This window comes from Sinosporangium siamense (genome assembly GCF_016863435.1).
In the GTDB taxonomy this organism is placed as follows: domain Bacteria; phylum Actinomycetota; class Actinomycetes; order Streptosporangiales; family Streptosporangiaceae; genus Sinosporangium; species Sinosporangium siamense.
Map to the genome: position 1 here is coordinate 49111 of NZ_BOOW01000059.1, position 13997 is coordinate 63107.

12 protein-coding genes are annotated in these 13997 nt (G+C 70.1%); 5 read left to right on the top strand and 7 right to left on the bottom strand.

What is annotated here, in order from left to right:
• The first annotated feature begins 13 nt into the window (after positions 1-13).
• The gene (locus Ssi02_RS37475) at positions 14-991 is read left to right on the top strand and encodes a helix-turn-helix transcriptional regulator (RefSeq protein ID WP_204033394.1); all 978 of its coding nucleotides are present in this window, start codon (positions 14-16) and stop codon (positions 989-991) included.
• Between the two features lie 360 nt (positions 992-1351).
• On the opposite strand, the gene Ssi02_RS37480 is transcribed toward Ssi02_RS37475, so the two are convergent.
• On the bottom strand, positions 1352-1672 hold the full coding sequence (locus tag Ssi02_RS37480) for a sulfurtransferase TusA family protein (RefSeq protein ID WP_239130376.1): 321 nt from the start codon (positions 1670-1672) through the stop codon (positions 1352-1354).
• A gap of 260 nt (positions 1673-1932) precedes the next feature.
• Here Ssi02_RS37480 and Ssi02_RS37485 point away from each other — a divergent pair, with 260 nt between their 5' ends.
• Positions 1933-2703 carry a TetR/AcrR family transcriptional regulator gene (locus Ssi02_RS37485; RefSeq protein WP_239130379.1) on the top strand — a complete coding sequence of 257 codons (771 nt, stop codon included), beginning with the start codon at positions 1933-1935 and terminating at the stop codon, positions 2701-2703.
• Between the two features lie 624 nt (positions 2704-3327).
• Positions 3328-4956 carry a penicillin-binding transpeptidase domain-containing protein gene (locus Ssi02_RS37490; RefSeq protein WP_204033399.1) on the top strand — a complete coding sequence of 543 codons (1629 nt, stop codon included), beginning with the start codon at positions 3328-3330 and terminating at the stop codon, positions 4954-4956.
• Positions 4957-5136: 180 nt separating this feature from the next.
• On the opposite strand, the gene Ssi02_RS37495 is transcribed toward Ssi02_RS37490, so the two are convergent.
• Positions 5137-5421 (bottom strand): DUF3040 domain-containing protein, encoded by a 285-nt coding sequence (locus Ssi02_RS37495; protein ID WP_204033404.1) that lies wholly within the window; start codon positions 5419-5421, stop codon positions 5137-5139.
• Between the two features lie 287 nt (positions 5422-5708).
• Between Ssi02_RS37495 and Ssi02_RS37500 the strand changes: the two genes are divergently transcribed.
• Positions 5709-5861, top strand: coding sequence for a hypothetical protein (locus tag Ssi02_RS37500; RefSeq protein WP_204033409.1), 153 nt, complete (start codon positions 5709-5711; stop codon positions 5859-5861).
• A 181-nt stretch (positions 5862-6042) separates the two neighbouring features.
• Entirely contained in the window at positions 6043-9312 is a 3270-nt protein-coding gene (locus Ssi02_RS37505; protein ID WP_204033423.1) for a S41 family peptidase, read from the top strand.
• Positions 9313-9404: 92 nt separating this feature from the next.
• On the opposite strand, the gene Ssi02_RS37510 is transcribed toward Ssi02_RS37505, so the two are convergent.
• The 5 genes from Ssi02_RS37510 to Ssi02_RS37530 form a co-directional block, all read right to left on the bottom strand.
• Positions 9405-9767, bottom strand: a complete 363-nt coding sequence (locus tag Ssi02_RS37510) for a hypothetical protein (RefSeq protein ID WP_204033424.1) — start codon at positions 9765-9767, stop codon at positions 9405-9407.
• The gene (gene fxsT, locus Ssi02_RS37515; RefSeq protein ID WP_204033428.1) at positions 9764-12361 is read right to left on the bottom strand and encodes an FxSxx-COOH system tetratricopeptide repeat protein; all 2598 of its coding nucleotides are present in this window, start codon (positions 12359-12361) and stop codon (positions 9764-9766) included. Before fxsT ends, Ssi02_RS37510 begins: the two co-directional genes overlap by 4 nt.
• Positions 12354-12836, bottom strand: a complete 483-nt coding sequence (locus Ssi02_RS37520; protein ID WP_204033435.1) for a hypothetical protein — start codon at positions 12834-12836, stop codon at positions 12354-12356. The genes fxsT and Ssi02_RS37520 overlap by 8 nt, the downstream gene beginning before the upstream one ends.
• Positions 12837-13000: 164 nt before the next feature.
• Positions 13001-13612, bottom strand: a complete 612-nt coding sequence (locus Ssi02_RS37525) for an MFS transporter (protein WP_307825884.1) — start codon at positions 13610-13612, stop codon at positions 13001-13003.
• Between the two features lie 47 nt (positions 13613-13659).
• A partial coding sequence (locus Ssi02_RS37530) for an RNA-guided endonuclease InsQ/TnpB family protein (RefSeq protein ID WP_204033439.1) occupies positions 13660-13997 on the bottom strand: 338 nt, incomplete at its 5' end.

Here is a 13997-nt window from a genome sequence, read left to right on the forward strand (position 1 = left end):
ACGAGAGTGGTCCATGTCACATCCCGTCACGCGGGTGCTCACCCTGCTGGAACTGCTGCAAGCCCGCCCCGGCCTCACCGGTGCCGAACTCGCCGCCCGGCTCGGTGTCGACGAACGCACAGTGCGGCGCTATGCCGTACGCCTCAACGACCTCGGCGTGCCCGTCGAAGCGGGCCGGGGGAGACACGGCGGCTACCGGCTCCTGCCCGGCTACAAGCTGCCGCCGCTGATGCTCACCGACGACGAGGCCACCGCTCTTGTCCTCGGCCTGCTGTCCGGCCGCCGCACCGGCCTCACCGCCGGCGAGGCGGCCACCGAGAGCGCCCTCGCCAAACTGCAACGTGTCATGCCGCCCGCGCTCCGCGCCCGCGTGCAGGCCGTCAGCGAAACCGTCGGCTTCACCGGCGCCCCCGGGCGGCGGGACGCCGCCCCCGAGACCGGCCACCTGCTCTCGCTCGCCGACGCCGTCCGCGGCCATCGGAGGGTGCGGCTCGACTACCGGTCCTACGCCGGGGACCCGAGCACCCGCGAGGTCGACCCCTTCGGCCTGGTTTTTCACGGCGGACGCTGGTATCTCACCGGCCACGACCACAGCCGCGGTGAAATGCGCACTTTCCGGGTGGACCGGGTGGTCGCGCTGGCCTGCACGGGCGAGGAGTTCACCGGCCCCGGCGACTTCGACGCGGTCGCGCACGTGGTGCGGTCGCTGTCCTCCGTGCCGTGCCGATACCGGGTGGAAGTGGTGCTCCACACGACCTACGCCGAGGCCCGCCGGCGTATCCCCGCGACGATCGCCACCCTCACCGAGACCGGCGACGGCGTCACGATGAGACTCGGCGCGGAATCGCTCCCGGGCACCGCCCAGATGCTCGCCGGCCTCGGCTGGCCCTTCACCGTCATCACCCCCGACGACCTCCGCCGTGAACTCCGCGCCCTCGCCACCCGCCTGCAGACCTACGCGGAGTACGGCAAAGCACCCCAGCCGGCCTGATCAGTGCCTTCCAGGACCTGTGATCGTCAGGCGGCCTGGTCAGGCCTGTTCCTGCGCCCGGTCGAGATCGCGGAACACATCGCCGAATCGGTGGGCGAGCGCGTCGGCGAGGCGGCCACGCAGGTGGGTCGGCCGCTCGATGCGGTTGTCGAAATCGGCCGGCCTCCGGAGGGCGACCTCGGCGGGCGGGCAGCGGCCCGGCTCGTCGTCCGCGACGATCCCGGAACCCTCACCACCCGGCGCAGGCTTCGAATCGAGAACGTCGACGAAGGACTGGACGTCGCCGAGAAAGCCGGTGTCGATCTCCAGCGGGGCTCGGGCGCGCCCGGTGGGGCTCAGTGTTCATGTGCCCGTCCGGGCTTAGTTTTCCCTGGCGTGCCAGGGCTTGTCCGGGTGGGTGGTGCGGGGGCCGGGGGCGGTTCTGATCGCGTATGTCGGGCGCTCGCCGGGGACGGGGCCGAGGTAGTGGTGGCCGGTGAGGTGGCACCAGGCGGGCAGGTCGACGGGGGCCGCGGGGTCGGCGGCGATCAGATGGACGACCTGGCCGGCGGGCAGGTCGTCGACGAGACGACGCAGCTCGATCAGGAGCTGGACACAGCGGCGGTCGCCGCCGTCCAGGATCACAGGGTCGTCTGGAGCGTCGGCGTTCATCCGGACACCGGCGGGCCGGCCGATCGTCATGGGCACTCCAGAGGGATCTCGGCTGTGCGTCGGCGTGACGTGCTCATGGGACGACGTGGCGAGGCTTACCTGCCGTCCGTGGCAGCGGCACACCGGGCAAGTGTCGCAGGGAGCGGCAGGCCGGCGGTACGGCAGGGGCCTGCGTGGCGATGCCGTACACGTCGGCGTCGCGCACAGTGGATCGAGCACAGTGGATCGAGCACAGTGGATCAAGCACGGTGGGGGCCGTGGGCGGTGCCGGAGTGCGGAAAGATGGTGCTGTGGCCAACGAACGTGGTGGAACCGGCGATCCGGCGCGCACTCTTGCTCTCCTGTGGCGGGATCCCTCGGTTGTGCCCAAGCGTGGTCCCCGGCAGGGGCTGACGGTGGACGCGGTGGTGGAGACCGCGACGCGGGTGGCCGACGCGGAGGGGTTCGACGCGGTGACCATGCGGCGGCTGGCGCAGGATCTCGGGGTCGCGCCGATGACGCTCTATACCTATGTGCCGGGCAAGGCGGAGTTGCTGGACCTCATGGTGGATGCCGCCTATTTGGCGATGCCCAGGACGGACACGGCAGGGCGGCCCTGGCGCGAGCGGGTGACCGCGGTCGCGGAGGAGAACCGGGCGTTGGCCGAGCGTCACCCGTGGGTTGTGGCGGCCTCCACGAGCCGTCCCCCACTCGGGCCAGGCCTTATGGCGAAATATGAGCATGAACTCTCTGCGTTGGACGGGCTCGGCCTCGAAGACGCGCAGATGGACGCCGCGCTCAGCTACGTCCTCACGTTCGTGCAGGCCAACGCGCGCCACGCGGTCGACGCGCGGGCGGCGCGCGGGGAGAGCGCCATGGACGACGAGGAGTGGTGGCGGCGGACCGGGCCGCTGCTGGCCAGGGTGATCGACGAGGAGACATATCCGCTGGCGGTCCGCGTGGGAGCCGCGGCCGGCGCCGCCCAGAGCAGCGCCCACGACCCCGGCTATGCCTACACCTTCGGCCTTGAGCGGGTGCTGGACGGCCTGGCCGCTCTCATCGAGAGCACCCACGGCGGCTGAGCCCGCGCCGGCGCATGGGGGTAGCCTCATCGGCACCGCCGATCATCAGGCGAGATCGAGACTGTGCCGGATCAGGGCCGCGTGGGGGCAGGTCCCGCTAGCGCCTTTGCCGCCGGTCTCGCCGTCACGCCCCGGCCCCGAGGGATCGGAGGGCTGACGAGGTGGAGGTGAGGTACGGCGGAGGCCAGGATTTTGTGGCTTCTGCCGTACATAACAGGATTTCTCGGGAGTGGTCGCGGGGCGCTGATCTGGGGTTTGAGCTGGCAATTGTCGGGTACCCAACCGATCGCTGGCAGAGGTTTGACGAATCCTGGAGGCCCAGTGGAATAAGGACCTCCGGGAGTCCGTTAGAGTCAAGTGGCCGATGTGGTCTGTGTCCCCCGGGCCGCAAATTACCGCCTTCACGGAATACCGTTCGGCTGGAGCCGTGTTGTGCCTCTCGCCGAGGAGGCGACCGCCACATCGGCCTTAGCGTTAGACCCTGTCCGGCTTCGGCCGGGCAGGGTCTTTCGCGTTCCACAGCACGGTGGCTAATGCCATAGAGATCAACAAATCATGAAAATCAGGACAGGTGGACCGCTAGGCTGTCCAGCCGTCAGGCCGACGAGTTACCGGGGGGTACCCGTGCCAAGCAGGCGCACGATCGCGATCATCTCCGTTTCGGCGGTCGTGGTGGCCGCCGGCGCGGCGGGCGGCGCATATTACGTCCTGCACACCCGGGGCACCCCACAGGAGACGGCGGCGAGGTTCGTGAAGGCGTGGGAGCGGGGAGATCTCACCGCGATGCGCGCGGAGCTCGCCAAGGCGCCCGCCGGGTTCGACAAGACCTACACCGCGATGGATCGCGACCTCGGCGTCGAGTCCAAGTCCATCCGCCTCGACCCCGTCCGCGAGCCCGAGGGCGACACGGCGCGCGCGAGTTTCACCGCGACGCTCCGGTTGAAGAACCTCGGCGAGTGGACCTACCGCGGCGATGTGCAACTCCTGGTGCACGAGAGGCACTGGAAGGTCGACTGGAGCCCGGCCGCCGCGCACCCCAAGCTCACCCAGGGCGCATCGTTCGCCCTCAAATCGACCTGGCCTGAGCGGGCCGAGATCACCGACGCGAGCGGGAGGCGGATCGACGGCGGCGACGTGGGCGGCTCCGTGCAGCAGCTCACCGGCTTCCTCGACAAGGCCACCGACAAGGACGTGAAGCGGCTGGGGTCGGCGTTCAAGGTCGGTGACGCGGTGGGGCGGGGCGGGCTCCAGGAGACCTTCCAGGAGCAGCTGGCGGGCACACCGGCGACCGAGATCCGGCTCAAGACCGGCGACGACGCCGCGACGCTGCACAAGGTGGAGGGCAAGAAGGGCGAGCCTCTCAAGACCACCCTGGACCTGCGGGTGCAGGAGGCCGCCGCCGGCGCCGTGCGCGACCTCAAGAAGACCGCCTCCCTGGTGGCGGTGCGGCCGTCCACCGGCGAGATCCTGGCCGTGGTCAACAACCAGGGCGGCTTCAACCGCGCCCTCGACGGCACCTACGCCCCCGGTTCGACCTTCAAGGCGGTCACCGCGGCTGGGCTGCTCGCCGGCGGTGTGTCGCCCGGCGAGCAGGTCACCTGCCCCAAGTTCGCCACCGTGGGCGGCCGGGAGTTCCGCAACTCCGAATACGGCGAATACGGCTCGTTGAGCTTCTCCGACTCCTTCGCCCACTCGTGCAACACCACGATCGCCCCTTTGACCGTCAAACGGCTCAGCCCGGAGAAGATGGTCGAGACCGCCGAGTGGTTCGGCTTCAACCAGGCGCTCAACATCGGCGTGCCGGCGGCCAAGGCCAGTTTCCCCAAGCCGGCCGACGACGCCGAGCGGGCGGCGGCCTCCTTCGGGCAGGGCCGGATCACCGCGAGCCCGCTGACCATGGCCTCGGCCGCCGCCGCCATGGCCGACGGCACCTGGCGGCCTCCGACGCTGGTCGCCTCGATCGAGCAGAAGCTTGAGCCGAGGGAGCTGCCGGCCAACGTGGCCGAGGACCTGCGCGGCATGATGAAGGCGGTCGTGACCAAGGGCACCGCCAAGACCGCCGGTCTGCCTTCCGGCACTCGCGGCAAGACGGGCACCACGCAATTCACCACGCCGGAGGGCAAGACGGCCACTCACGCGTGGTTCATCGGGTTCCGGGATGACGTCGCCTTCGCCGTCATCGTGGAGAACGGCGAGGGCGGGGGCAAGGTCGCCGCCCCGGTCGGCGCCGACTTCCTACGTGCGCTCGACTGATCCGCACGGCGCGGGGGGTTCACGGTCTGAAGGCCGCCGCGGTGATGCCTGCGGCACGGCGCATGAGGCCGGTCGTGCCCGGGTGGCGGTTCGCCGCCGGTGGGCCGCGTCTCATCGCGGCCGGGGGAGCGCCGCTCACCTGCCGGGGGATCCGGCGGCGGCCCGTGTGGCGGTGGGGTCTCACAGCGGCAGCGCGGCCTCGTTGCGCAAAACCATGACTAGCAGGGTGGCGACCAGGATCGCGATCAGCAGCCAGCTCACCGCGATGATCATGGTCGATCTGCGGGGCGCCCGGCGTCCGGTTCTCCTGCGCTCCTCTCTTGCCTCCCTGCGGCGTCTGCCGTTCTCCTGACGCTGGACACGCTCGTTGAAGGATTCAAGTCGAGCCGCGAGTCGCGGGTCTTCGTCGCCCAGGTGTCGCTCGATCTGGGTTAGCATCCGCTCCTCGTCTTGTGACCAGGCCATGCCGCACCTCCCAGAACGCAAGGTAGTTGCCGAGGTTCTGCCCAACCGTGAAGATCATTAGCCGTTATTAGGTCAGTGAATTACCCTCACTTTTGATTTCGCCGGAGTCGAGCACGCTTAGTCAAGACAAGCCGTTGCTGATCATTACTCTAGGTCGCCGGATAGCCACATTCCGGGATCAATGGATACGCTCCCCTGACACTACGTTGAGGCGCATAACCCTCCGTAATGGGTATTACCCGCCGTGGTGCACATACGGGTGCATCGAGCTCACATCAGGGGGAACCATGAGCGCCGAGAACCAGAAGAAACCCGCGAAGGCCACCGGCAAGAGCAAGAAGGCGGCGATGAAGGCGGCCCGCGAGAACAAGCAGGCCAAGCGCGAGGCGGAACGCGACGACATGCCCATGGGCCAGATGGGGCCGATGGAACAGCAGTGAGCATCCCTCGGTGCCGCTGAGCTCGGTGCCGCCGGGTGAGCACCCCGCCGACGGCCGACGGCGGGCTCCCCGAATGCGGTGATCCCGAGCCGACCCGCTCGCGGACCGGGCGTCCACGCCGCCGGCGCGGACGCCCGGTCAGTTCTCCCAGCCCAGAAGGCCCCCCGGTCTGTGAGGATCGATGTCCGCCTACCTGCGCTTCCCGACGATATTCAAGGATGTGGTGGTCTTCGCCGCCGAGGACGACCTCTGGATGGTGCCCGCCGACGGGGGCCGCGCGTTCCGGCTCACCGCCGGGGTGGCCGAGGCCGCATATCCGAGGTTCTCCCCGCGAGGCGAGAAACTGGCGTTCGTGGGGCGCGAGGAGGGCCCCGAGGAGGTCTACGTGATGCCCGCCGACGGCGGGACGGGACGGCGCGTCACCTTCCACGGCGCCCGCTGCACGGTCACCGGCTGGGATCCCGAGGGCCACATCGTCTACGCGGGCGACGCCGGACAGCCCTTCGAGGGGCGCCGCGTGCTCTGCCGGGTGAAACCGCGCGGGTTTCCCGAGGCTCTGCCGTACGGCCCGGCCAACTCGATCTCCTACGGACCGGGCGGCCTGATCGTGATCGGCCGCAACACCGCGGACCCCGCGCGCTGGAAACGCTACCGCGGCGGCACCGTCGGCGACCTGTGGGTGGGCGGCCCGCGAGGGGCGTTCCGGCGGCTGCTGGCCCTGCCCGGCAACCTCGCCTCCCCGTGCTTCGCCGGTCGGCGCATCTACTTCCTGTCCGACCACGAGGGCATCGGCAACGTCTATTCGTGCACATCCGGTGGCAACGACCTGCGCCGCCACACCGACCACGACGACTACTACGCCCGCAACCTGAGCGGCGACGGCCGCAGGCTCGTCTACCACGCCGGGGGAGACCTCTATGTCCTGGATCCGCCGTCCGGCGTCCCGCGCCGGATCGACGTGCGGCTGCGCAGCTCACGCACCCAGCGCAACCGGCGGTTCGTCGACGCCGAGGAGTTCCTCGACAGCGCCACCCTCAACCCCGACGGCAGCGGCCTCGCCGTCACCACCCGCGGCAAGGCGTTCTCCTTCGCCTGCTGGGAGGGCCCGGTGCGGGCGCACGGCGCGCCCGACGGCGTGCGCTACCGGCTGCTCACCTGGCTCGCCGGCCGCCGGCACCTCGTCGCCGCCGCCAGCGACGACGGCGACCGCGAGGTGCTCGTGCTGCTCCCCGGCGACCCCGACGTGCCGCCCGTCCCCATCCGCCGCAGGGGCCGCCGGCGCGGCATACGGCAGGCGCCTCCCGACCCCGTCACCGGAGAGGTACGGCTCAGCCACCTCGACACCGGCCGCGCCGTCACCCTGACCGCCTGCCCGCGGCACGACCGCGTCGCCGTCACCAACCACCGCAACGAGCTCATCCTGGTCGACCTCACCGCCTCACCCGCCACCGCGCGCCTCGTCGAGTCGAGCCGCTTCGGCCGCATCGAGGACCCCGCCTGGTCGGCCGACGGCCGCTGGCTCGCCTACTCGTGCCCGATCAGCGCGCACTCGGCCGCCATCCACCTCTTCCAGGTGGAGACGGGCATCCTCGTCACCGCCACCAGGCCGCTGCTGCGGGACTACAGCCCCTCGTTCGACCCGCGCGGACGTTACCTCTACTTTCTCGGGCAGCGGGTCTTCAACCCGGTCTACGACTCCCTGCAGTTCGACCTGGGCTTCCCGCTCGGCGCCAAGCCCTACGCCCTCGCGCTGCGCGCCGACGTCGGCTCGCCGTTCGTGCCGGAGCCGCGCCCGCTCGGCACCAAGGACGACGACGGCGGCGACGGCGAGGAGGGCTCCGAGGACGACGGCGACGAGAGCGGCGACGACGAGCCACCCGCGGTCGAGATCGACGCCGACGATCTGGAGTCGCGCGTCCTGGAGTTCCCCGTTCCTGAAGGCCGTTATGCGCGCATCGCCGGGATCAAGAACCGTGCGGTGTTCTCGTCCCTCCCCGTCGTCGGAGCCCGCGGCGAGGACGACGACGGCGACCAGTCCGCCGGCACCCTGCACCTTTACGACTTCCGCGAACTCAAACAGGAGGTCTTCGCCACCGGCGTGACCGAGTTCGCGGTGGGGCCCGACGGCACGACCCTCCTCTACCGCGCCGAACGCGGCCTGCGCGTCGTGCGCGCCACCGAGCCGCCCGGCGACGACGACTCCACGACCCGCGCGGGCGGGTGGATCGACCTCTCCCGGGTGCGGGTGTCGGTCTCACCCGCCGCCGAATGGCAGCAGATGTTCCGCGAGGCGTGGCGGCTCCAGCGGGAACACTTCTGGGCGGAGGACATGGCGGGCATCGACTGGGACGGCGTCTACGAGCGCTACCTCCCCCTCGTCACCCGGGTCACGACCCGCGGGGAGCTGTCCGACCTGCTGTGGGAACTGCTCGGCGAACTCGGCACCTCCCACGCCTATGAAAGCGGCGGGGAATACCGCCCCCGCCCCCACTACCATCAGGGCAAACTCGGCGTCGACTGGCGCTATGAGGACGGACTGCACATCGTCGACCGCATCGTGGAAGGCGACCGCTGGGACCCCGAGGCGACCTCCCCCCTCAACCGCCCCGGGGTGGACGTGCGACCTGGCGACGCCGTACTCTCCGTCGACGGCCGCCCCGTCGGCGCCGACGTGTCCCCCGACGAGCTCCTCGTCAACCTCGCGGGCCAGGAGGTCCTCCTCACCGTCGCGCGCGGCGGCGAGACCCGCACCGTCACCGTGCGCGCCATCGGCGACGAACAACCCGGCCGCTACCGCGACTGGGTGGACGCCAACCGGGCCCGCTGCCGCGACCGCAGCGGCGGCCGGGTCGGCTACATCCACGTGCCCGACATGGGGCCCGACGGCTACGCGGAGTTCCAGCGGGGCTTCCTCACCGAATACGACCGGGAGGCGCTCATCGTGGACGTGCGCTACAACCGCGGGGGGCATGTGTCGGCGCTGCTGCTGCAGAAACTGTCACGCCGGCGCCTGGGCTACGACCACCCCCGCTGGGGGGTGCCCGAGCCCTACCCGCCCGAGTCGCCGCGCGGGCCGATGGTGGCCGTCACGAACGAGTGGGCCGGCTCCGACGGGGACATCTTCAGCCACACCTTCAAACTCCTCCGCCTCGGCCCCCTGGTCGGCAAACGCACCTGGGGCGGCGTCATCGGCATCTGGCCCCGCCACCAGCTCGCCGACGGCACCGTGACGACCCAGCCGGAGTTCTCCTTCGCGTTCGACGACGTGGGGTGGCGGCTGGAAAACTACGGCACCGACCCCGACGTGGAGGTCGACATCACCCCCCAGGACTACGCCCGCGGCGTGGACACCCAACTGGAGACCGCCATCGACCTCGCCCTCGACCTCCTGTCCCGCCACCCTGCCCACACCCCGGACCCCTCGGCCCGTCCGCACCCACCGGTGGTCTGACAGTCTTGTACGGCGAAGCGCCGCCCTCCGCCGTGTAGGGCACGGCGTCGATCCTCGGTTCCGTATGACGTCGCCGAGCGGTTGTTGGCCGGTCAGTTGAGAAGGTGGAGTTCGCTCAGGGTTTGCTTCAGCCGGTTCAGTGGCTCGTGCAACGCCGGGGTTTTCCGGAGGTGGTCTTCCAGGCGGGTCAGGAGGCGGGTGAGCGTGTGGGGGGCGGGGGTGGGGGCGCTGAGTTCCTCATGGAGGGCCGTGCCGTCGGCGAAGGCATCGGCGGGCACTTCGGGGGCGTGCTTGGTCATGCATGCGAGCAGTGTGCGGGCATCCTGCAGTGCTCGCGAGGGGGGCTCGGGGGACGAGTGGGCGATGTCGCCGCGGATGGTGTTGCCGATGTTGATGCCGCCCTGGGTGATGTTGTGGAAGCCGTGGGGCCCGGAAAGGTTCCTGCCTGCGGTCACGAGTCTTCTCCTGACGGGTGTTGGAACGTCTCGGAAAGCTGCTCGGCCACCGTCAGGGTAACCGGGTGGTCGTCGCCCAGCACGCGGCTCAGCGCGGCGTGGGCGTTCCGGGCCAGGGCGGCGGCCTCTTCGTGGCGTCCAAGGTCGGTGAGGACGAGTGCGAGGTTGAACGCCGAGGTCAGCGTGTCGGGGTGGTCTTCGCCGAGGACGCGGCGGCGCCGGGCCAGGGTGTCCTCGTCCAGTTGTCCGGCCCGCTCCCACTCGCCGAGGGCGGCCAGGTCGCGGGCCAGGTTGTTGGCCGCGATGAGGACCTGCGGGTGGTCGTCGCCGAGGAGGCGGCGCCCGCGGGTCAGGGCGTCCTCGTGCAGGGCGCGTGCCTGGTCGTAGCGGCCGAGCGCGTAGAGGTTGAGCGCGAGGTTGTCGGTCGAGGCCAGGGTGTCGGGGTGGTCTTCGCCGAGGACTCGCCGGCGTCGGGCCAGGGTGTCCTCGTTCAGCTGTCTGGCCTGCTCGAGGTCGCCGAGGGCGGCCAGGTCGCCGGCCAGGTTGCCGGCGGAGGTGAGTGTGGACTGGTGGTCCTCGCCGAGGATGTCGCGCAGGCGGGAGAACGTGTCCCGGTCGAGTTCCATGGCGCCGGCCACGTCGCCGAGGGTGAACAACATGCGGGCGAGGTTGTTGGCCGAGGTGAGGGTGTCGGGGTGGTCTTCGCCCAGGATGCGGCGGAGGCGGTTGAACGTGTCGCGCATCAGGGTGCCCGCCTCCTCTCTCCCGCCGAGCTCGCTCAGGATGAGCGCGAGGTTGTTGGCGGAGGAGAGGGTGTCCGGGTGGTCGTCGCCGAGGAGGCGGCGCCGCCGGGTCAGCACGTCCTCGTGCAGGTCGCGCGCCTCGTCGTAGCGGCCCAGTGCGTGCAGGTCGCGGGCCAGGTTGTTGGCCGAAACGAGCACCTGCGGGTGGTCCTGTCCGAGCGCGCGCCGCAGGAGCCGGTGGGTGCTCCTGTCGATGTGCTCGGCCTCGTCGTAGCGGCCCAGCGCGTAAAGGTCCGCGGCCAGGCCGTCGGCCGACGCCAGAGTGTCGAGGTGCTCCTCGCCCAGCAGCCGCCGGCGCGCCTCCCAGGTCGAGCGGTCGGACTCCAGCGCCTCGGCGTAGCGGCCGTTGCGGCGGTGCGCCTCGGCCAGCAACTGCCCGGCGCTCAAGGTCTGCTTGTGCTCGGCGCCCAGTTGTGCGCGCCACCGGTGGAAGACCCGCTCGGCCAGCCGTTCCGCGCCTCTGAACTCGCCCCTGCGCAGCAGATATCTGACCGTCTTGAGCATGGTGTCGCCCAGTGCGGGATCGTAGGCGCCGCCAAGTTCGGAGGCGAGCAGGTGCGGCAGCAGGAGCGCCCAGAACGACCACTCCGCCGGGTCCTCCGGGTCGTCGGGCACCGCTGCGGCGAGCACGGTCGCCACGGTGACGCGGGTCCGCGCGGTCTGCTCCTCACTGAGCTGACCGCGCAGCACGAGTTGCGTGAGCCGGTGCATGACGAAGCCGTTCGGCAGCACCTGTCCGAGCCCATACGAGCTGATCGCTCCAAGCAGCCGGTGAAGCTCGAACGGCGAGGTGGCGGCCGACGACAGCGGTGCGGGGAGCACCTGGGCGGCGGCGGCGAACAGCTCCACCGGCACGGGGTCGGACGCCAGGAAGGCCATCAGTTCCAGCATCTGGAGTCCTGCCGCGTCCTGCTCGCCCAGCCGCTGCTTGGCGAGAGTGACGGTGGCGGTGAGCGAACCACCGATCCGGCCGGGCACGGACTCGCCGAGCACCTGGCCGGCGTTCCTGTCGAGTTCCTCCTGGTAGGAGGTGACCGGCATGCCCGTGGTGGACAGGAAGCCGGCCGCCTGCGCCACCGCCAGCGGCAGGTCGCCCAGAGTGCCGGCCAGGCGGTCCGCCTCAGGCTCGGTGAGCGCCGGGACCCTGTCCAGCAGCAGGGCCGTCGACTCGGCCCGCCCGAAGGCGCCCACCGGGACGACCTGGGCCAGCGAGTCCCAGCCCCGATGGCGGGAGGTGACGACGACGTGACCGGGACCACCCGGCAGGACCTCCCGCAGGGACTCGGGGCTCCCGGCGTCGTCGAAGATCAACAACCAGCGTGTGGAGGCGCTCAGCCGCTGAGACGCGGCGGCGAGCGCGGTCGAGATGTCGTCCTCGTGCGCGGCCCACCCCGCCGCGACGGCCAGTTCAGCGAGCTGCTCGCGCACCCGCTCGGCCTGCTCGGCGCCCACCCACCACACCAGGTCGTAGAAGCTGCGGAAGCGGTAGGCGTATTCGATGGCGAGCGTGGTCTTGCCCACACCGCCGATGCCGATCAGCGCCTGGAGGACGGGGGAGTTCTCCTCCTCAAGCCGGGCCGACAGGTGCAGCAGGATGTCCTCGCGCCCTACGAAGTGGGGGGCGCGCGGGGGGACGTTCCACAGGTGTGAGGGCGTGCGAGGGCGGGGGTCGCCCGCGCCGGTCGCTGCCGTGGGCGGGCTGGAGCGGAAGCCCCGCAGAGCGACGAACACGCCGATCACCATGAGGGTTCCCGCGATGAGGGCGGCGATCCGGTCGATGTCGTTAAGCATGGGGCTGCCGGCCGGGGTGCGATACGGAGACCAGGATGAGGCCCCAGACAAAGGAGACCCCGCACGTGATCAATGAGTAGAAGGCCACGACCTCACCGGAGGATTTGCCGGCCTTGACGAAGGCGTAGGCCATCGCGAAGACGAGCGCGACGATCAGCGTCAGGACACAGACGGTGATCTGCCAGGGGGCCGCCGTCTCCACCCGCGTTCTGTCATAAAGCAGTTCACCTGCCGCGCTGAAGAGCATGCCGATGTTGACCAGATAAAGTTCTCCCTTGCCGAGAATGCCGGCTGCCGTCATTTCCCCCTCGGCCAATGCCACGGCGGCGAGGTCCGCGAGGATGCCCAGGAGCGCCAGCAAGAGGCTGAAAAGGATCCATTTGTGTAACTTGACCCGCAGGGGATTGGCCGGATCCTTGACCGGCCCGGCGTGCTGGGGGGCTTGCGGTGGGGGCATCATCGCATCCTTGGGCAAGAGGGCAGGCGATGCCCTTAAGCATAGAAGGCCGGCTTAAGGATGAATGGATGGGAAGCATCCCCGGCTGGTGGAGGGATACATTACTTGAGAATCAAGCGGTGGGAGTTTGGCTCACGGTTCTGGATATTCGCCGGGTTAGTTAATTACCTCGCAACCATAAACTAGGATAAAATGGCATTTATGGTGATTTGTCGGTCTGTGGCGTCATGTCGACGAGGCCCCGACCGGCTGCGTGGCGGGTTCGCTCTGAACAGGGGCCGGGCGGCGGCGTAGCTCGGGCAGGAGGAACAACACCCCGAGGGCGGCCAGAATCGCGCCGAGCCACAGTGGTGCTCGCAGGCCGTAGGTGTCGATCCGCAGCCCCCGAACGACGAGCCGACGATGACGCCAAGGGTGATGAAAGACGTGTGCACCGTGTTGACCAGCGCCCCGGTGTTGCCGTTGCGCTGGACGCGGACGACCATGGCGGGGTTCATGGTCACCCCGACCAGGCCCACGCCCAGCATGAAGACGATCGCCACCGCCCCGACGTGGGCCAGCAGGGCGAAGCCGGTGAGGAAGGCCAGGTTGAGCAGCAGGCCGACGATCAGCACGGGGGTGGTGTGGCGGTCGGCCAGCCGGCCGACCACGGTGTTGCCCACGACGGTGGCTGCGCCGTACGCGATCAAAAGCAGCGGCACGACCGACGGGCTGAAGCCGGAGACCTCGGTGAGGATCGGGTTGAGTTGACGCGCTCCCCAGCCTGACGGCCGGAGATTCAGCCCGTGCCGCATGGTGCGGCACTACTGCGGCTTCCTGTTTCATCGGGTCCTGCCCTCCGCTAGGCGGCGGGTCTTGCGGTCCCTCCGCAGGCGTTTAGCCTCTCCGCCCGTCCGGCGGCGAGGATGTTCTTCGCGGCGTTGACATCGCGATCGTGGGATACGCCGCACGGGCAGGTCCACATCCGGACGTCGAGCGGCATCGACTCGGCCACGGCACCGCAGGCCCCACACCGCTTCGACGACGGAAACCAGCGGTCGATCCTCACGAGGATGCGGCCGTGCCGGGCGGCCTTGTACTCCAGCATGTCCACGAACGCCGACCATCCGGCGTCGTGCACCGACTTGGCGAGCTTCGTGCGGGCGATCCCCTTCACGCACAGGTCCTCGACGTACACCG